This window comes from Butyricimonas paravirosa (genome assembly GCF_032878955.1).
GTDB classification, from domain to species: domain Bacteria; phylum Bacteroidota; class Bacteroidia; order Bacteroidales; family Marinifilaceae; genus Butyricimonas; species Butyricimonas paravirosa.
In genome coordinates, this window is the sequence record NZ_CP043839.1 from 1,054,587 (window position 1) to 1,073,104 (window position 18,518).

The following is an 18,518-nucleotide window of genomic DNA, read 5'->3' on the forward strand; positions in this document are numbered from 1 at the left end:
TATTAATTTAATTACAAAATTATGGAAAAAAAGAGTCAGATCACATTTTTTTATCTACAAGAAAAGTTAAAAAAAGGGGTCATGCTTGTCACATTCATTGCACTAAGTTTGTTTACAGGTTACCAGACCTGTAAAGCAGACCCATTGACCCAAGGAGACAGTGTTACATTTACAACACGACAAATGATGATGGAACAAGTATTTGACCTCATCACGCAACAACTGAAATATGATATTTTTTACAGTGAAAATGAACTGAACATCCGAAAAATGGTACAGATGCCTCAATTAAAAATGAAACTTACCGATGTTCTGAACCAGATGTTACAGAAAGAATTCACGTATCGATTTGACAATAACACGATCATCATCCGTCCGGCGAAACAAACCGACACGAGTAATCCTCTTCAAATCCGAGGCACTGTTACAGATAAAAATAAGATGCCACTCCCCGGGGTTACCGTTCTCATCAAAGGGACAACAATAGGAGTCGCCACGGATAAAGACGGACGTTTTATTATCGCTCCGTCTAAAGATGCCGACATTGAACTGATTGTCTCTTTCGTTGGAATGAAGACTCGAACCATTTCCTACAAAGGAGAAAAAGATTTAATTATCGTCATGGAAGAAGATTCCCAAGAAATGGACGAGGTGGTTGTCACCGGTTATCAAGTAGTTGACCGCCGGAAAAATACAAGTGCGGTCAACTCATTCAACATGGATGAACTAATGATCCCCGGAACTTCATCCATAGACCAGATGCTGCAAGGACGAGTACCAGACATGATGGTCATGAGTAATTCCGGTGAAGTCGGTGTTGTTCCAAAGCTACGAATCCGCGGAACATCTACCTTGATCGGAAACCGTGAACCGCTATGGGTGGTGGACGGGATTGTCGTACAAGATCCTGTTCCGATCTCCCCCGAAGAATTAAATGACCCGGACTACATCAACCGTATCGGGAATGCCATCGCGGGGATTAACCCACAAGATATTGAGCGTATAGACGTATTAAAAGACGCCGCGGCAACGGCTCTCTACGGTACGAAAGCGGCAAACGGAGTTATCGTAATCACAACTAAAAAAGGACGTATCGGTCGCCCGATTGTTACTTACTCCACGACTATGACCCTACGACAACGCCCAAGCTATTCCGATCGCCAAATCAATGTCATGAACTCAAAAGAACGTATCCAGTTTTCCAGAGAATTAGTTGCCAATCACTACCAATTTCCCAGTGATATGTCCATGGTAGGCTACGAGGGACTTATAAATAAATTATACAACCATGAACTGACGATACCGGAATTTGACAAGGAAGTGGCCCGTTTGGAAACCGTCAACACGGATTGGTTTGACTTGCTGATGCGCAACAGTTTATCCCACCAACACACAATCAGTATTTCCGGAGGTTCGGAAGAGGCCCGGTATTATGCCTCTATCGGCTACAACCGGGATAATGACGTGATCTGGAAAGACCACAACGAACGCTACACGGCAGCCTTAAACCTTGATGCAAATCTAACCCCGTGGTTAACAGCCTCGTTAAGCATGAATGGAAACGTATCCTCTCGTGATTATTATCAGGAAGAAATCGCCCCCATGCAATACGCCTACAAAACAAGTCGGGCAATCCCCGCCTTCGAGGATAACGGAGAATACGCCTATTACGAGAGAAAATATAGTAACTGGGAATATTACAATTACAACATACTGAACGAACTGGATAACAGTTCTTACGGACAAGAAGGAGCCGGGCTGACGGTGAACGCGAATTTACAATTCAAATTCAACAGCTGGCTAAATGCCAATGCCATCGCCTCTTACTCAACCTCCCACACGACAATCGAGGGCTGGTGGGGAGAGAAAACCTTTCATGCGGCATTATTGAGAGGAACAGAATACGGGATTTTACCCAAGCCTTACACCGAAGTCTGGGATGATTATTACGAGGAATATGTTAGTGAAGGAGGTAGTAGCGAACTACCATACGGGGGCGAACTCAGCCGGAAAGAATCAAATAATAACTCTTACACGATCCGCCTGCAATTAAATGCCAACAAATATTTTGGTGCTAATGACAAACACAATATTAATGGCTCTGTCGGTTTCGAAATGAGTTCTTCACATTACAAAGGATATAGCAATGTCACCCGCGGGTATTTCAAAGACCGGGGAATGAGTTTCGTGGACAATATCAGTCTGAGCGACTACCCGGATTACGGAACTTGGTTAGCCGGTAATGTCCCGACAATCACAAACGAGATAAGTAACACGATTTCGTTCTATGCATCCGTATCTTATAGTTATTTCAACTTCTTCACGGTAAATGCAAATGCACGTGTTGACGGTTCTAACGGTTTCGGGGATCAAAGTAATGACAAATTATTGCCCATCTGGTCTGCCTCTGCCATGTGGAATTTATCAGAACATGAATGGATTCAACAATTTTCATGGATCGACTTTCTACGGGTAAAAGCCTCTTTCGGGTATCAAGGAAATATGTTGAGTGACCAGACTCCGCTAATGATTATTTCCAAAAAACCGACAAACGCATATTATAACGAGAATGTTGCCACCGTGGAACGTTACCCGAACCCAGACTTAAAATGGGAAACCACCCGATCATATAACTTAGGATTGGAATTCTCTTTATTTAAAAATAAATTACAAATCGAGGGTTCCTATTACTGGAAACACACGGAAGATGCCTTCATGACCAAAAAGATTGCATCCATGAACGGGGTGGATGGAAACTCCTACGTCGTAAACGGGGGTGACGTGGACAACAGCGGTTATAGCGTGGCTTTAACCGTATCACCGATCAACACGAAGGATTTTCGCTGGACATTATCCACTTCATTCTCCAAGACGTTCAATAAAATGGAAAGTGATCCGGATGCCAACCAATACGAACTTAACAATTTTCTGGAAGGAACCGCACTGGTAAAGGGAAAAGCCATCGGAACATTCTACTCTTACAAATTCATGGGATTAAGCCCTGTTGACGGAGGCCCCATTTTCGATGACGGAGAAGACAACAAAGAAGAACTTCGCGGGTTAAGTAAATACGACACTTATACTCGTGTCCTGAAAGCATCCGGCAATCGAGAACCGACAATTTCCGGTAGTTTGAACACAAGTGTTCGCTGGAAAAATATTCGTCTGAGCGGTTCTTTTGCTTACAGCATGGGTAATAAAATCCGTTTATTCGCCATGTATTCCCCCAAGGCCGATGCGACAATGAGTGCCAACGAAATCCGGGCAGAAAATAACGTCAGCAAAGATTACCTAAAACGCTGGAAAAAGTCCGGGGATGAACTTCATACAGACATACCGGCAATTATTAGCCAAGGAAGTGATGCGTACTGGAAATACAATCGTCATTGGAGCGACAAATCTGATTATTCAGATATACAAACCATTGCCAATTCCGTGTGGAATATGTATGATTACGGGGATCACCGGGTTGTAAGCGGGAATTACTTGAAATGTTCCAATCTAAGCGTCACGTATGAATTTGCAGACCCTATCTTGAAGAAATTAAATCTATCTCGTCTTGCCTTAACTTTATCGGGAGCCAACCTATTCACGATTTGCTCTTCCAAGTTAAAAGGCCAAACACCAACCCAAAGCGGTTTTGCCACCATACAATTAAGTGACCGACCCAATTATTCATTTGGATTAACCGTTTCATTTTAAAGCTATTGAGATATGAAAAAGATATTAGGTATATTTTGTATAACTTTATTACTTGGCTCCTGTTCCAGTTTCTTGGAGGAATATTCTCAGGATCTTTCCAAGGTGGAAAGTTACACTGATTTGGATGAAGTCCTGTTAGGAGAGGCTTACCTGCCGGTGGGAAGAATCTGGAGTGCCAACAGTATGCTACAAGTTGAAAATAAATATTTCCAAACTGCTCATTATATGTCTGACGAGTTAACCGTATTCAGCTGGGATGACCGGGGAGATATTAACGGTGTTCAAGACGAAATGTTCGGCTGGCACACGTGGCAACAGGACGTCGGTTTAAATGCAGAAGGCAGTTCTCGTAACGCAGAAGATGAAGACTGGAACAAAGCTTATCACTGTATAAACATCTGCAACATGGTCATAGACGCCATTGACGAACAACACGCTGCAAACGAAGAACAGAAACTGGAAAAAAGCAGAATCAAGGGAGAGGCCCATTTTTTAAGAGCCTTATACTACTTCACGCTGGTAAATATGTACGGGAAACCTTATTCCCCGGAAAATCTATCAGCACCAAGTATTCCCATAAAACTAAGCCCCGTCGTGGAAGACAAAGAATACACGACAAACACCGTGGGCGAAACATACAATCAAATTTTAAAAGATCTGGATGAAGCCGACACGTGTTTGATCAATACTACAATTAAAAATCGTCCCTACCGAGCCGACATTACCGCCGTATATTTGTTGAAAAGTCGGACATACCTGTACATGCAAAATTGGAAAAAAGCTTATGAATATGCTCAAAAAGTACTGGCAAAAAATGATAATCTACTAGATTTAAACACCTTATCTTCCGAGAGCGGAGACGTGTTAACCAAATCTTCCCCGGAAACCATATTTTCCATGGGTGGACACCTGTTAGCCTCTTCCATCTACCAACAACGCAGATTCAGTTACGGCAAATGGGTGGCTTGCCCGGTATACACGATCTCTGACGATCTTGCCTCCGCTTTCAGGGAAGGGGAAAATGATTTGAGGATGCAATACTATATCATGAAAGACATCATCGGTGGCGGATGGGATTTCACAGGTTACATGAACGCCTGGGTATTCAAAAAAGTTGCCGGATGGGAAAATTTAGGCTACAAAGAAGTTTCCGATCAGTTCTTGTTCAGAACTGCAGAAGCGTATTTAAATGCCGCCGAGGCCGCGGCCTACATGGGAGAAGAGGGAACAGCCAGAACCCTGTTGAAAGCATTACGGGATAAACGACTAATAAACAGTACAATGCCCACAGAAAGCGGGGAATCATTGGTAACCCTGATCCGGGAAGAGCGCCAATGTGAGCTTTGCCTGGAAGGACATCGCTGGTACGATCTGCGTCGCTATCTGGTATGTGAAAAATATCCTTACTCGAAAACGATTACCCACTATTACACGAGCTTTGATTACAACGGTCCGCTGTACACGAAACGTTACATGCTTGAAACCAATGATCCGGCTTACACGTTAGCCTTACCCAAAGAAGTTCTGGACTTCCAAAATAACTTGGGAACAAATCATCGTCCCACTCGAACAAGCACAGATTACACACCCGAAGAACCGGATGATGTAACTCCACCCGTTCAAGAATAGATATAAAAAAGTATGTATAAAACAGACGAATATGAAGAACAAAATATATTTATGGCTATTTGCCATCCTACTAAGCATAACAGCTTGTCAGAAAGAAGATAACTTAACACTTAGTGGAACCCGTGATCCTTTTGCCCCGGACCCCAAAGCCACGGACGAAGAATCTGTTTTGCGACGGAGTTTTTATGAAAACACCGGATGCTATCTCCTGTTCAACGATACACTAAGACATGAATACAAGGGACTGGACGCCTACGGTAACCCCTATTACGAAACAGAATTAATCGGTCTGGAATGGTCGATGACAAGCGTGCAGGGTTCACGATTTATTTTCGATTATTTAGAGACACAAAACCAAAAACAACAAACAGCAGACTTTTTACAAACTTATCTGATTCCTTACGTGCAAAATATTTTACCCTATTCTATTCTTGCCGTGAACAAAATTGATCAATATGACGAAAAATCAGGCGTCTATCAATATCAATCTTCCCCGTCAAGCTATTCGAACATGCGTTGTCTGGCCTTAAATGTCAGCTCTCTATGGAAAGAAGGTATTGATAAAACAACATACGCTCAATCCATCTGTTACAACATCATTCTTGCCAGTTGGGGAGGCGACCCGAGTTACTATTATTACGGTGGTCTAGCTGAAGAATTCTTCAATGTAACAAGAAAACGTCCCTACTGGGTATATTACAATGATGACAAAGCGTATTATGATTTCCCGTATGGTTTAGGGGATGAGGATATTGAATTATTCTACGAAGTCGGATTCTTGGAGAATACCAATGAAACCAAGACTCCGACAACAGAAGAAGACGCAATTTCCTACATCAAAGCCTGTTTGACCATAACAGATGAAGAATTCCGCAGTCGCTATGGCAGTTACGAGGCAGTGATGAAAAAGTATGAAATAATCAAACCATTGGTTGACGCAACCAACATTCAATTCTAAGATGTTATGAAAAAATACTTGATTTATATATGTATGCTGTGGGGTATAGTCATTTCTTGTAATGATGATGATAACTTACCCAAAATCTCGCCCAAAGATTCCGGTGAATGGACCGATAGTCGAGATAACACTACTTACGGATGGATTCGTCTGGGAAATTTAGATTGGATGACCTCAAATTTAAAATACGGTAGCCCGTATTATGAAAATGAATATGGAGGTCCCCTGATGGATAATTATGGAAATCCCCGGAGTGTTGTTTCATGGTATGCCGATTTTGATTTCGAATCCGATTATAAAAAATACGGTAACCTGTATACTTGGGAAGAAGCATTAGAAGTCTGTCCGGAAGGATGGCGACTGCCTACCGACGAAGATTGGCAGAATCTTGAAATCGCATTAGGTATGTCAACAAAAGAAGTCGGCGAGGAAGGATGGCGAGGAAATCACCAAGCAACCTTACTCCGTCAAGGAACAGAAGGTTTGGGTATGGCATTACAAATCTGCGGGTGTGCCTGCTTAACAGGTCCCTATTCCCCGTCTTTATATCTAAATAGCGTGGAAGAATCCGGATATTACTGGACGGCAACCGAAAAGAAAAACAACGGCCTGGAAGAAACAACCGTTTATTTCCGCAAATTATTTTATTCTTATTCTACCGTTTACCGGGGAACGACACCTTTGGATAAACTCATGCGAATTCGCTGCGTACGGGACGCACAAAATAATTGAAAATAGAAAATGGAGAATGACAAAAAAGGGATTTCTCCATTTTCAAAAAAAACGTCGTATTACATTTTAAATCACAAGTTATGAGATATTTATCACTATTTATATTACTCGCGACCATCGTAGCCTGTAACAATAAGCCGATGGATCATTTCGTGATTCGCGGAACGATTCCGGGAGCCATGGATAGCACGGAAATTATTTTAGCCCCTAACGGGAGATATAATAACAGAATTGCCACGGGATATGTTATTAACGGGAAATTTGAACTCCAAGGGAAGGCCCATGAACCCGTATATTGTCGTTTGAGCATGAACAATCAGGATATCATCGACCGGAAAGGGTTACGAAACGAGAATCTGACGAAATATGCGGAAATCGACTTTTTCGTGGAAAACGGGGAACTAACATTTCAAACTCCTCACATCGACAGCTTACCGGAATCTTTCTGGCGCTATGACATCCGTAAAGAAAAGAACTACATGCTGAAAGGTTCCACCACACAAGACATTTTTTCCCGGTATCAGCAACAAACTATTCCCCTACGCCACAATATCCGGACACTTGACCGGGCTTACATGGAGAACTCACGTATAGAAGATTTTAAGACGTTACAGGAACAACAAATAAAATTGGAAAACTTAACCAAGGAATTCATTAAAAACAACCGGAATCTAGCCGTAAACCTTCACCTCGCGGGACAACTGAAAAAAGAACCGTTTACTTACGACCAAACCTATTTGGATGAATTGGCAGAGCTATTCGTCTCTTATCAGGACACCTGTGCCGCGCTGAAACAATTCCGTCAAGACCTGCAAAAAGCCAAAGTATTCGTGCAAGGTAAAGCGTTACAAGAAGGAGAAATAATTACTCCGGACGGGAAAAAGGAATCGCTTCTTTCCCAACTAAAAAAAGATCGCTACACGGTAATCGATTTCTGGGCATCTTGGTGTGGGCCATGTCGTGCCAGCTTTCCCCACTTGCGGGAAATGTACAAAACATACGGGGAAAAAGTGACCTTTATCAGCCTGTCGGTAGATAAAAATGAAAAGGACTGGCAAAAGGCCCTTGGGGAAGAGAAATTACCCTGGAATCAATACCTCGCTACCCCGGAACTAAGTAAAAATACCCGTGATGCCTATAATTTAACAAGTATTCCTACTTTCTTGGTCATTGACCCGGAAGGCAAAATCATATTCTCTGGACACAACAGCGGGGAACTGGAAACAACACTGGAAACAAAATGTAACATCTAAAACAAGTATCAGAATGAAAACAATATACCTATTTATTACCTGCATTTTAGTGCAATATGTAGCGTTCGCACAAGATGGTGTCAATTTTCGGGACCTAACATTTAACGAGGCATTAGCACAAGCCAAAGCCGAGAAAAAGATGGTATTCATGGATTGCTACACCTCTTGGTGCGGACCATGCAAAAACATGACCAACAACGTGTTCCCACAAAAAACGGCCGGCGACTACTTCAATCCCCGTTTTGTCTGCGTGAAATATGACATGGAAAAAGGAGAAGGCAAAGAGTTGGCCAACAAATTCGAGGTACACGCTTACCCGACTTTCATCATCTTCCGGCCTGACGGAACCATACAGCACAGGGTAGTTGGTGGTGATGAGCTGGAAACTTTCATTCAACGGATAGAGAGAGGACTAAATGAAAAAACATCCCTCCCCTACCTGAGCGAACGGTATGAAAGAGGCAAGATGAACAAACAGGAATTAATGACCTACAAGGAAATCTTGTCCGAAGCCGGAGAGGATGAAAAAGCCGGAAAAGTATATAACAAACTACTCTCCCGCCTGACAGACAAAGACAAGGTAAAAAAAGAATTCTGGCCGATCTATGAAGATGAAAGTTGCCAAATCGGTTCCCCGGTATTCGACTTCCTGTTGGCAAATCTACCCTCCATCCGGGAAAACGTGGGAACGGAAAAAGTTGACAATTACCTATTCCGTAAATACAGCAAAATACTGGAGGATTATATCCTTGGTTATCAAAAAAAAGATGCTGTTCCGGTAAGCCTGTTAAAACAACAAATCCCGGGACTAAACATCAAACAACAGCAATCATTAAACACGATGTTACCTCTCGCCGAGATGGTATCGGACCGCAATGTTAAAACACTGGCCTCCGTTATCGAATCAAAGATACCAACAGCCGGCACACAAGAACTAAAAATGTACATTTTCGCTTACAGGGCAATACGCTGGCAAACAAAAGACGCTGATGCTCAACCCCAATTTCAGGAAACAGGCCGTAAATTAACCGACTTAGTTATCGCCTCCATGGAAAACAGGCAAGCCTCTCTCACAGCGAGTGATTTACAGGAATACCCGATTATCTTGATGTCCCTGCAAGACACCATGAGTAAGGACAACTATTCCCGTCTAGCCGCCATCGGGGAAAAAGTCATCCCGAATTTACCCGACAGTCAGGAAAAGAAGTACATCCAGAGTACATTCGACAAATACCGGAAACTCTCTCTCAAAAAACCTTAACACGAAACGTAAAGCCAGATAAAACATTTCTAATAATAAGTTGATTATTGATTACTATTTCTAGTTTGAATGACCGGGGTACAGGAACTTATCACTGTACTCCGGTTTCTATATACACCTTCCCTGCGGCCGCACGAATAATTTTTCCCAATTTCATTCATCATTATCAAAAATTAATAACTTTGTAGATTCTTGAAAGTGTTTACGTGTTTATGTATATTTTAACGAAAAGATGATGGAACAAAAGAAAAATTCTTACAGTATGGGGATTATCATTATCGGTATCCTCTTCTTTATCTTCGGGTTCGTCACGTGGTTGAACGCCACCTTGATCCCTTATCTTAAAATCGCCTGCGAGCTGCAACATGAATGGCAAGGGTACCTTGTGACCTTCGCGTTCTACATTGCCTACTTTGTCATGGCACTGCCCTCATCCTGGGTACTGCGGAAAACAGGATACAAGAACGGTATGATGCTTGGCCTTCTCGTAATGGCCGTCGGTGCATTACTGTTCATCCCGGCCGCCATGACTCGCACCTACGGGTTATTCCTGCTTGGGTTATTCATCATGGGTACGGGACTATCCGTACTTCAGACAGCTTCTAACCCTTACGTAATCGAGCTTGGCCCCGCCGAGAGTGCCGCCCAGCGCGTGAGCATCATGGGTATCTGTAACAAGGTGGCCGGAGCTATCAGCCCGCTGATCCTCGGATCAATCATGCTGAAAGACATCGACTTACTTGAGGCAAAATTACAAACAATGGATGCCATTCAAAAAGCCGCGGAACTCAACATCTTGGCCTCCAAATCCATCGTACCCTACGTCGTGATCATGGTATCGCTCGTTGTACTAGCACTATTCGTTCGTTTCTCCCCGCTTCCCCAAATCGAGGATCCGGAAGAAGAAGAAGGTAGCCTGCAACACAGCGGGAAATCAAGCATATTCAGTTTTCCCCACCTCTGGATCGGAATTGTGACCCTGTTCCTGTACGTGGGAGTTGAAGTGATTGCTATTGACACGATCATTGGTTATGCCCAATCCATGAAAATGGACATGGATACCGCCCGGATATTCCCGACTTACGGTATGATCGCCATGATTGTCGGTTACATCATCGGAATCATCGCCATTCCGAAATACATCAGTCAGGAAAAAGCCCTTGCTTGCTGTGCTGCCCTAGGAGTTATCCTCGGAATCTGTACCGTCATGTTGCCGGGAGAGATCTCCATCTGGTGCCTGACGCTGTTAAGTCTGGCAAACTCACTCATGTGGCCCGCCATCTTCCCGCTTGCCATCTTCGGGTTGGGACGTCACACGAAGACCGGATCGGCCCTGCTTATCATGGCTATCGCCGGAGGAGCCTTACTTCCAATGTTATACGGTTCGCTAACCGCTTCTATGGGACACCAAGGAGCCTACTGGATGATGTTGCCTTGCTACCTATTCATTTTGTACTTTGCGGTAGCCGGACACCGGGTTGGAATCAAACACCTTTATAAAAAATAGTTACAAATTTCAGGTTTGCAGGTTACAAGTTTATCACTAACCTGCAAACTTGTATTTTGTAACTTGCAACTTATTAACCTGTAACTCGCCGTAGGCGAATCAAGCTATGGACAAAACAAAAGCTGCTAAAAATCAAAAATTATTCGGGATTGCCGCCGTTGCATTCCTCTCGATCGGAATTGTACACGTGGGCTATAAAGCCTTAGAAATATCAGCCCATGAAGAATGGGGAATGCCGTGGTATTTCGCTATCTTTTCTCCGGGATTGGTTTACGTTTTCCCATTAATCGTGTGTATCGTTGCCTATTTCTTCTTCTCAAAAGAATTAAAGAAAAAAAACGAAGAATAATAAAGACCATAAAAAATGGCCTTTATTATTTTATTCCAATATCACCGTCACCGCTCTTGCCCCGTGCGCCCCGATGACTAGCGCCTGTTCAATATCGGCCGTCTTCGAGGGACCGGAAATGAAACAACCGTACCCAAAATCATCAAAAGCGGGTTGCTTGTATGCCTCATGCATATTATTCACCAGACGATTCCGGTCAAGTAGGATCACCAAGGCCTCGGAAATAAAAAAGAGAGCCTTGTAACGGGTACGCTGGTTAATCCATACCATCCCATTTTCCAGAATTCCGAAATCACCCCGGATCACCCCGACATCCGTACCGTTCAATTCCCGCGGATCATCCAACATATCGGGATTCACCGTAGCACATGTAACTTCCGGTAAATTCGATGCGATCGACCTGGCATCGGGGAACACGTTCCGGATTACCTCGTTCACGTCCTGCCCTTTCTCCAACACCACGCAATTTCCTCCCACAGCCTTCATGATCTTCTCGAACTGTACCAGCGGATCAGAAAACGTCAACGGCTCGAACGTCATCTCCGGTCGTTCCACTTGATCCACCGCATGCTTTTTCAGCCTTGCTAAAATATCTTCTTTACTACCCATGTTCTAATTTTTAATTTTAAATTCCAGCCGCACAAAGCCGACACTTTTTGACTTTCAACTTTTAGTTTTTATCTTTTAACTTTTAACTTTCTAGTTCCAGCCGCACAAGGCCAACACTTTTTCAATCGTAAATCGTCATTCATAAATCGTAAATTAATCGGCTTTCAATCCCTTTTTCCACATCTCGTTAAACGTCTCCTTCGCAAACTCCGGAAGTTCCCGTCCGATACCCCACGCATCGAGAGAATTATACAACACGAATCGAGGCATACGCTCGGCAACACGTCCGGCAGCAATAGCATGATAGAACAAATCGGGATGATTCATGATAAACTTCATTCCCTTCACCATCAACTTCTTCGACGGATCAGCCAAATGCAAGGGCGCCAGATTCTGCCGCCACTTGTAAATCTGTTCCGCCAGATCGATCTTCACCGGACAAACATTCGAACAGGAATAACAAAGCGAACAGGCCGACACGTTCCCCGAATACTTCTCCGGCGACTTCAACATACCCAAGTTAATCCCCACGGGACCCGGTATAAAATACGAGTAAGAATATCCCCCCGTCCGGCGATACACGGGACAAGTGTTAATACATGACCCGCAACGAATACACTTCAACATATTCACGTGTTCCGTACAGGCCAGAATATCACTTCGCCCGTTATCCACGATCACGATATGCATCTCCTGCCCTTCCACCGGTTTCTTGTAATGGGACGTATACGTCGTTGAAGGCTGTCCCGTGGCAGAGCGGGCCAACAAGCGCACGTACAGGGCCAGCGCATCATAATCCGGCACTACTTTCTCAAGCCCCATGATCGCGATATGTACTTTTGGAAAAGAAGTTCCCATATCAGCATTTCCCTCGTTCGTACAGACCACAAAAGCCCCTGACGAGGCCACGGCAAAATTAACACCCGTCATGGCAATATCCGCGTGCAGGAACTTCTCTCGCAAGGCAGCCCGGGCCGCATGAGTCAGGTAAGTCGGATCGCTATTCCCCGGTTCCGTGTGCAACTCTTTCTCAAACACCTTCCCCACCTCTTCCCGTTTCACGTGAATGGCAGGCAACACAATATGACTTGGCGGTGTACCCATGAACTGCATGATCCGTTCACCCAAATCCGACTCCACGGCATCAATTCCCCTAGCCTCCAGATAAGGACTCAACCCGCACTCTTCCGACAGCATCGACTTACTCTTCACGAGATTCTTTCCCCCATGTTTCTGGATAATCTCGTAAACAATCCGGTTATGTTCCTCGGCATTTTTCGCCCAGTGAACATGAATCCCGTTTGCCGTGGCGTTCTTCTCGAACATTTCAAGATAATAGGGTAAATTGGCAATCGTGTGTCGTTTCATATTACTTGCCATCTCCCGCAACGCCTCCCATTCGGGAACATCATGGGCCATCCGGTCTCGCTTCTCCCGCACGAAAAACAGCGCTTGATCATGCCATGCTGTTCTCTCCCGGTCAGCTATAAATTTCTTGGCAGCTTTAGCGTGTGAACTCATATTTATTTGATTTACGTTATTTTCAAAATTAGTTCATAAAGTTTATAACCCTTGACTTAATATCTCCACCACGTGTATTGTCTTTATCGGCAATTTCTCCCGGCGAATAATCCCTTCCATGTGCATCAGGCAAGAACTATCCGCTCCCGTGATGTATTCCGCCCCGGTTGACATATGATCATGCACCTTATCCTGTCCCATGCACACGGACGTCGCCGGTTCCTCCACCGAGAACATTCCCCCGAAACCGCAACACTCGTCCACCCGCTTAGGCTCGAACACTTCCACGTCCTTCACCAGCGACAACAAATCCCGCAACTTGGAATAACGGGGAATCATCAACTCGCTCGGGGAAGAAAGATGCAATAACCTCTCCCCGTGGCAACTATTATGAATACTTACCTTGTGTGGGAAAGAGGCATTCAGCTTATCTACCTTCACCACATCATGCAGGAATTCGCAAATCTCGTAAATACGACTACTGATACAAGCATGTTCCTCCCGGTTCAACAACCGCGGGTAATGCTCCTTCACGAAAACCACGCAACTGGCCGATGGTCCCACCACGTAATCATACTTCTCGAACAATCCCTCCATCCGCTTGGCCAGCTCGGTCGAATCCTTCTCGAATCCACCATTCGCCATTGGTTGCCCGCAGCAAGTCTGATCCAGCGGGTAATCGACATCCAATCCCAGCGAGGTCAGCAACTTGTATGAGGCCACCCCCACACTCGGGTAAATCGCGTTAATATAACAGGGAATAAATAATCCTATTTTCATACTATATTAATTAGTTACAAGTTACAGCTTATAAAATTACAAGTTTCTATCCAAAAAATCAATCAGAAATACATCTCATCAGGCAAAAACATAAACCACCACCCCGGTAATCACCACGTAAACCAAAGCGTATGGCAAGGCTGCTTTCAGAATACTCCCCTCTTTTCCCTGCTCGTCACAAGCGGACGTGGCTATCGCTATACTTTGCGGTGAGATAATCTTACCTCCTGTCGCTCCCGCCGTGTTTGCTGCCGACAGCCAGTTCGGGTCCACCCCGATATGTCCGGCCACCCCTGCCTGCAACTTACCGAACAAGATGTTCGCCGAAGTGTCGCTTCCCGTCAGGAATGTACCCAAGGCCCCAATCGTGGGTGCGAACAGCGGGTACAAGGCACCCGTGGCTGCCGATAAGGCTACCGCCAACTGGTTGATCATCCCCGAAGTCTCCATGATCGACGAAAAACCGACCAGGCAAATTACCGTCACTATCGTCTTCCGCAACTGCACCACAGACCTCCACAACAACACCAGCAAATCCTTTACCCGGCCTCCTTGTATCAATCCACCCGCGAACGAACCGATAAACAACAACACCCCGCCCTGCGTGAGCCACTGAATCGTGTACTTCCGTTCCTCCCCGCCAATCATGAAACTCATCGTGGAACTACAAACCCCCGACAGCATTTCCCGCACCGCCGGAAACAATGGACTCGTGAACAGGATCAATACCATGATCAACACGTACACCGCCCAGGCCCGGAACACTTCCCCTCCCGAATACGTCATCGGTATCGGTTTCTCCCCACCTTTTCCCGTCAACTTACCAATAACAACAATCACGATAATAGAAGCAATCGCCCCCACGATTGCGGGAGTCTCCGCCCCGATATAACGTGCTGCAAGATATTGTGTCGCAAGCGATACCCCACCTACCAGCAAACTCAACAACAGGTTTTTCGGCAATGCTTTCATTCTTGGGTCAGCCAGAAAAGTGATCACCAGAGGTACGAGCAACATCAACACCGACAACTGTAACACCACCGCCGTACTTAACGGGATCACGGGTAACCCCGTTTCCTGTGCCAGCACGATCACCGGAACTCCCACCGCCCCGAAAGCCGTCGGTACACTATTGGCAATCAAACTCACCAACGCTGAAAACACGGGCCGGAACCCGAGACTGATCAAAATTGCCGCCGGGATAGCTACCGCCGTCCCAAATCCCGCCATACCTTCCAACAATCCACCGAATCCCCACGTGATCAACAACACTTGTACACTCTTGTCCGTCGAAATTGAAGAAAACTGTTGTTTCAACACCTCGATTTTCTTCGTCTGTAACAGAACGTTATAACTGTATATCGCCATCAGAATAATAAACAGAATAGGCACCAACGCCTTCAACATCCCGTAAAGAAAAGAATTCACCGTGTCCGGAAGCGGACTATGAAACGCTAAAATGGCCAAAAAAGCCGTGATCAACAAAGTAATAATACTACTCTTATCCCCCGCCACCTTGAATACCCCCATCAAAACGATTAACACCAGAATGGGAATTGAAGCAAAAAAAGTTTCCATACACCTTTTGTTTTAAACATTAAACTTCTTTTCATTCACCTCACCAGCCAAATACTCGGCTCTCTGTTCCACGTAATTTTAACGAAAATATGAAAGATTTGTTACAGGATGGTTACGTTTTCATGTAAAAGTTTGTAAAGTTTATAAGATCCATGGACCTTATAAACTTTACAAACTTTACGAACCTTATGAATTAATCTCGATAAAAAACAGTATTTTCGCGTTACTATGAAGAAATTGGACATCAAAGGCATATTCACAAGGCCCCGGAAACTACTACTTCACCCCGAAACGGAATGGCAGGTGATCGGCCGGGAGAACATCGAGGGAATCGAACTTTTCAAGAATTTCCTCGTGCCTTTATCCATGCTTTCTTCTGTATGTGCAATATTGTTACGTTTATTGTCGACCTCACCTCTCTACGCCATTGGAACCGGCATCATCCTGTTCATGGCCTCCGTCGTGGGGAGCTACATCGCCTACCGGGTGACCCGGGAATATCTTTCTAATAAAGTGGCTGAAGCCAACCGGATGGCCCTTCGCCTTGCCGTGTACAGCTCGGCCGTCTTCATCCCGTTCCACTGCCTTTCCAGTGGATTCTCGGAAGGATTTATATCCCAACTCATGGCAATATGTAGCCTGCTGTGCCTGCGTACCCTTTACGTCGGGTTGAACCAATTGACAGCCCTCGACGTACAATACCGCAAAAGCGCCATCGTCATCATCGGCTTACTCGTGATCGTGTCCCCGATCATCATCCAGCAACTATTGATGATTATGTTCAGAATACCCACTATTTACGCTTAAACATCAAGACCTATGCAAAACGACATTAATATAAAAAATAGAAGAGCATCCTTCGACTACGAGTTCTTGGAAGAATACACCGCCGGTATCATGCTCACCGGTACCGAAATCAAATCCATCCGGGCCGGGAAAGCCGGATTGGTGGATTCCTACTGTTACTTCCACAACGGTGAACTGTGGATTAAGGGTATGTACGTTGCCGAATACAAACTAGGTACCTACTACAACCACATCGAACGCCGCGAACGTAAACTTTTACTACAAAAGAAAGAACTTGTCAAGCTCGAACGCAAGACCAAGGAATCGGGACTTACCATTGTCCCCGTCCGTCTCTTTCTTAACGAGAAAGGCTTTGCCAAACTTCGCATCGCCCTCGCCCGGGGAAAGAAAGAGTACGACAAGCGGGAAACCCTCAAACAAAAAGACGCCAAACGGGAAATGGACCGCTACATGAAAAAATAAAACCTACAAACATGCAAAAATACATTCTTATTTACCTTCTGTTCCTACTTGTCACTTCTTGCGAGAAAGACAAGTTCGAGGGAATAGAATTATCAACAGGCAACGAAATACAGGTAAGCAGCGAGCAACAAACCATCCGCATTGCTCTTCGGAGTGGTTCAGACTGGTCATTTGCCAGCCCAACCTCTTGGTGCCGGGCAAGCAAAATCAGTACGCCGCAAGGAGATACACTTGTGATCAACACGTAAGTCAACACGACCACAACCGAACGCACGGGGACCGTCACGATCTCCAACTCAGACCAACAAAAAATCCTTACCGTGACCCAAAAGGGAGAAATCTACTTCGAACTTCCGGTCATTTTCCACGTGTACTCGGACGGTTCCGCAAATGATGCAAAAGTCACCGCCGCCTACATTCAGGAATGTATGGATTACGTGAATAACTTCTACCGAGGCAACAACGGGAAAAGCGAGAATCTCAACCTGCAATTCACCCTTGCCACCACCACACCCGAAGGAACTCCCTTGGTTGAACCCGGGATAAATACCGTTCAAAGTTCATCCACCTCGTTCAATGTCGATAATTATTTAAGATACAACACATACAACGGCACACAAATAATATGGGACCCCAACAAGTATATCAACGTTATCATCTGCTCCTTTACCGAAGAAAACGTGACGGGAATCGCCATGACCCCGTACACCCCGCAAGGCAAATCCCTGCCGGGTTTAAGAAGAAATGATACATATTATACCAGTCTTCCCACCAACTCCGTACAAGCCGTGATGATAAACAAGCTATTTGTAGATAAAGCAGAGACCGGAGCTTACGGCCCACAACCGGTATGGCCCACCACACTCGCCCATGAACTGGGGCATTATCTCGGGTTATTCCATGTATTTTCCGGTGGAGACAACGGGCAAACAACCGATTACTGTGAAGATACTCCCGATTACGATCGCCCGGCTTACGACACTTGGCTAGCAAGTGTATCCCGACTAACTTTTGCCCAAGCAGCACAGCGCCAAGATCGCAATGGAACCACCTTCACGTCATATAACATAATGGACTATTATTATGGCTATCGTGATCGTATTACCCCCGACCAACGAACCCGCATCAGACACGTACTTGATTACAGTCCCCTCATTCCGGGACCGAAAATTGCGGTAGAAAACACGAGTCGTGCTGAAATCATTATCGAGGAACCACTCATACTCAAGTAACCCATCATGAAGCGACGACCTTATCTAAGCCTTCCTTACACAGGAGGGAATACCATTTGGTAATCAGCTCTCCCCCGGTGTAAGGGGGAGCTGGAGGGGGTAGCTGGTTAATACAAACAAGACTCTTAAGTCAGCCTC

The 18,518-nt window shown here is 45.0% G+C and carries 16 protein-coding genes; 12 read left to right on the forward strand and 4 right to left on the reverse strand.

The features are described 5' to 3' along the window. Positions 1 to 21: 21 nt before the first annotated feature. The 8 genes from F1644_RS04555 (at position 22) to F1644_RS04590 (ending at position 11,391) form a co-directional block, all read left to right on the forward strand. Entirely contained in the window at positions 22 to 3,702 is a 3,681-nt protein-coding gene (locus F1644_RS04555) for a SusC/RagA family TonB-linked outer membrane protein (RefSeq protein ID WP_229782464.1), read from the forward strand. Positions 3,703 to 3,714: 12 nt separating this feature from the next. Next, entirely contained in the window at positions 3,715 to 5,331 is a 1,617-nt protein-coding gene (locus tag F1644_RS04560) for a RagB/SusD family nutrient uptake outer membrane protein (protein WP_118301955.1), read from the forward strand. Positions 5,332 to 5,362: 31 nt separating this feature from the next. Next, a complete protein-coding gene (locus F1644_RS04565) occupies positions 5,363 to 6,289 on the forward strand; it encodes a hypothetical protein (RefSeq protein WP_087422154.1) in 927 nt (308 codons plus the stop codon). Positions 6,290 to 6,295: 6 nt separating this feature from the next. Then, complete coding sequence (locus F1644_RS04570) at positions 6,296 to 7,021, forward strand: fibrobacter succinogenes major paralogous domain-containing protein (RefSeq protein WP_087422153.1); 726 nt, start codon at positions 6,296 to 6,298, stop codon at positions 7,019 to 7,021. A gap of 80 nt (positions 7,022 to 7,101) precedes the next feature. Continuing rightward, positions 7,102 to 8,274 carry a TlpA disulfide reductase family protein gene (locus F1644_RS04575; protein ID WP_118301954.1) on the forward strand — a complete coding sequence of 391 codons (1,173 nt, stop codon included), beginning with the start codon at positions 7,102 to 7,104 and terminating at the stop codon, positions 8,272 to 8,274. 13 nt (positions 8,275 to 8,287) lie between these two features. After that, entirely contained in the window at positions 8,288 to 9,535 is a 1,248-nt protein-coding gene (locus tag F1644_RS04580; protein ID WP_118301953.1) for a thioredoxin family protein, read from the forward strand. Between the two features lie 235 nt (positions 9,536 to 9,770). Continuing rightward, entirely contained in the window at positions 9,771 to 11,042 is a 1,272-nt protein-coding gene (locus tag F1644_RS04585; RefSeq protein WP_229128289.1) for a sugar MFS transporter, read from the forward strand. 106 nt (positions 11,043 to 11,148) lie between these two features. After that, positions 11,149 to 11,391 (forward strand): hypothetical protein, encoded by a 243-nt coding sequence (locus tag F1644_RS04590; RefSeq protein WP_118301952.1) that lies wholly within the window; start codon positions 11,149 to 11,151, stop codon positions 11,389 to 11,391. Between the two features lie 30 nt (positions 11,392 to 11,421). Here the strand turns inward: F1644_RS04590 and F1644_RS04595 are convergent, their stop codons facing one another. The 4 genes from F1644_RS04595 to F1644_RS04610 all read right to left on the reverse strand — a co-directional run bounded on the left by F1644_RS04595 (position 11,422) and on the right by F1644_RS04610 (position 15,879). Beyond that, complete coding sequence (locus tag F1644_RS04595) at positions 11,422 to 12,000, reverse strand: LutC/YkgG family protein (RefSeq protein WP_087422147.1); 579 nt, start codon at positions 11,998 to 12,000, stop codon at positions 11,422 to 11,424. A 153-nt stretch (positions 12,001 to 12,153) separates the two neighbouring features. Further along, on the reverse strand, positions 12,154 to 13,521 hold the full coding sequence (locus tag F1644_RS04600) for a lactate utilization protein B (protein WP_118301951.1): 1,368 nt from the start codon (positions 13,519 to 13,521) through the stop codon (positions 12,154 to 12,156). Positions 13,522 to 13,563: 42 nt separating this feature from the next. Then, positions 13,564 to 14,301 (reverse strand): (Fe-S)-binding protein, encoded by a 738-nt coding sequence (locus F1644_RS04605; protein ID WP_118301950.1) that lies wholly within the window; start codon positions 14,299 to 14,301, stop codon positions 13,564 to 13,566. Between the two features lie 78 nt (positions 14,302 to 14,379). Beyond that, positions 14,380 to 15,879, reverse strand: coding sequence for an L-lactate permease (locus F1644_RS04610; RefSeq protein ID WP_118301949.1), 1,500 nt, complete (start codon positions 15,877 to 15,879; stop codon positions 14,380 to 14,382). 228 nt (positions 15,880 to 16,107) lie between these two features. On the opposite strand from F1644_RS04610, the gene F1644_RS04615 reads away from it, so the two are divergent. From F1644_RS04615 to F1644_RS04630, 4 genes are read left to right on the forward strand one after another with little or no spacing between them, the layout of a single operon-like run. After that, a complete protein-coding gene (locus tag F1644_RS04615; protein ID WP_118301948.1) occupies positions 16,108 to 16,686 on the forward strand; it encodes a hypothetical protein in 579 nt (192 codons plus the stop codon). A gap of 12 nt (positions 16,687 to 16,698) precedes the next feature. Next, a complete protein-coding gene (smpB, locus tag F1644_RS04620; protein WP_027199788.1) occupies positions 16,699 to 17,148 on the forward strand; it encodes an SsrA-binding protein SmpB in 450 nt (149 codons plus the stop codon). Positions 17,149 to 17,159: 11 nt separating this feature from the next. After that, the gene (locus F1644_RS04625) at positions 17,160 to 17,396 is read left to right on the forward strand and encodes a hypothetical protein (RefSeq protein ID WP_118301947.1); all 237 of its coding nucleotides are present in this window, start codon (positions 17,160 to 17,162) and stop codon (positions 17,394 to 17,396) included. Between the two features lie 39 nt (positions 17,397 to 17,435). Further along, a complete protein-coding gene (locus tag F1644_RS04630) occupies positions 17,436 to 18,380 on the forward strand; it encodes a zinc-dependent metalloproteinase lipoprotein (RefSeq protein ID WP_118301946.1) in 945 nt (314 codons plus the stop codon). Positions 18,381 to 18,518 lie beyond the last annotated feature (138 nt).

What these genes read in the sequence shown, in the direction of transcription:
- F1644_RS04570 (WP_087422153.1), top strand. Translation starts at nt 6,296, where the DNA reads ATGAAAAAATACTTGATTTATATATGTATGCTGTGGGGTATAGTCATT.
- F1644_RS04575 (WP_118301954.1), top strand. Translation starts at nt 7,102, where the DNA reads ATGAGATATTTATCACTATTTATATTACTCGCGACCATCGTAGCCTGT.
- F1644_RS04610 (WP_118301949.1), bottom strand. Translation starts at nt 15,879, where the DNA reads ATGGAAACTTTTTTTGCTTCAATTCCCATTCTGGTGTTAATCGTTTTG.
- F1644_RS04555 (WP_229782464.1), top strand. Translation starts at nt 22, where the DNA reads ATGGAAAAAAAGAGTCAGATCACATTTTTTTATCTACAAGAAAAGTTA.
- smpB (WP_027199788.1), top strand. Translation starts at nt 16,699, where the DNA reads ATGCAAAACGACATTAATATAAAAAATAGAAGAGCATCCTTCGACTAC.
- F1644_RS04595 (WP_087422147.1), bottom strand. Translation starts at nt 12,000, where the DNA reads ATGGGTAGTAAAGAAGATATTTTAGCAAGGCTGAAAAAGCATGCGGTG.
- F1644_RS04605 (WP_118301950.1), bottom strand. Translation starts at nt 14,301, where the DNA reads ATGAAAATAGGATTATTTATTCCCTGTTATATTAACGCGATTTACCCG.
- F1644_RS04600 (WP_118301951.1), bottom strand. Translation starts at nt 13,521, where the DNA reads ATGAGTTCACACGCTAAAGCTGCCAAGAAATTTATAGCTGACCGGGAG.
- F1644_RS04580 (WP_118301953.1), top strand. Translation starts at nt 8,288, where the DNA reads ATGAAAACAATATACCTATTTATTACCTGCATTTTAGTGCAATATGTA.
- F1644_RS04585 (WP_229128289.1), top strand. Translation starts at nt 9,771, where the DNA reads ATGGAACAAAAGAAAAATTCTTACAGTATGGGGATTATCATTATCGGT.
- F1644_RS04560 (WP_118301955.1), top strand. Translation starts at nt 3,715, where the DNA reads ATGAAAAAGATATTAGGTATATTTTGTATAACTTTATTACTTGGCTCC.
- F1644_RS04590 (WP_118301952.1), top strand. Translation starts at nt 11,149, where the DNA reads ATGGACAAAACAAAAGCTGCTAAAAATCAAAAATTATTCGGGATTGCC.
- F1644_RS04625 (WP_118301947.1), top strand. Translation starts at nt 17,160, where the DNA reads ATGCAAAAATACATTCTTATTTACCTTCTGTTCCTACTTGTCACTTCT.
- F1644_RS04615 (WP_118301948.1), top strand. Translation starts at nt 16,108, where the DNA reads ATGAAGAAATTGGACATCAAAGGCATATTCACAAGGCCCCGGAAACTA.
- F1644_RS04565 (WP_087422154.1), top strand. Translation starts at nt 5,363, where the DNA reads ATGAAGAACAAAATATATTTATGGCTATTTGCCATCCTACTAAGCATA.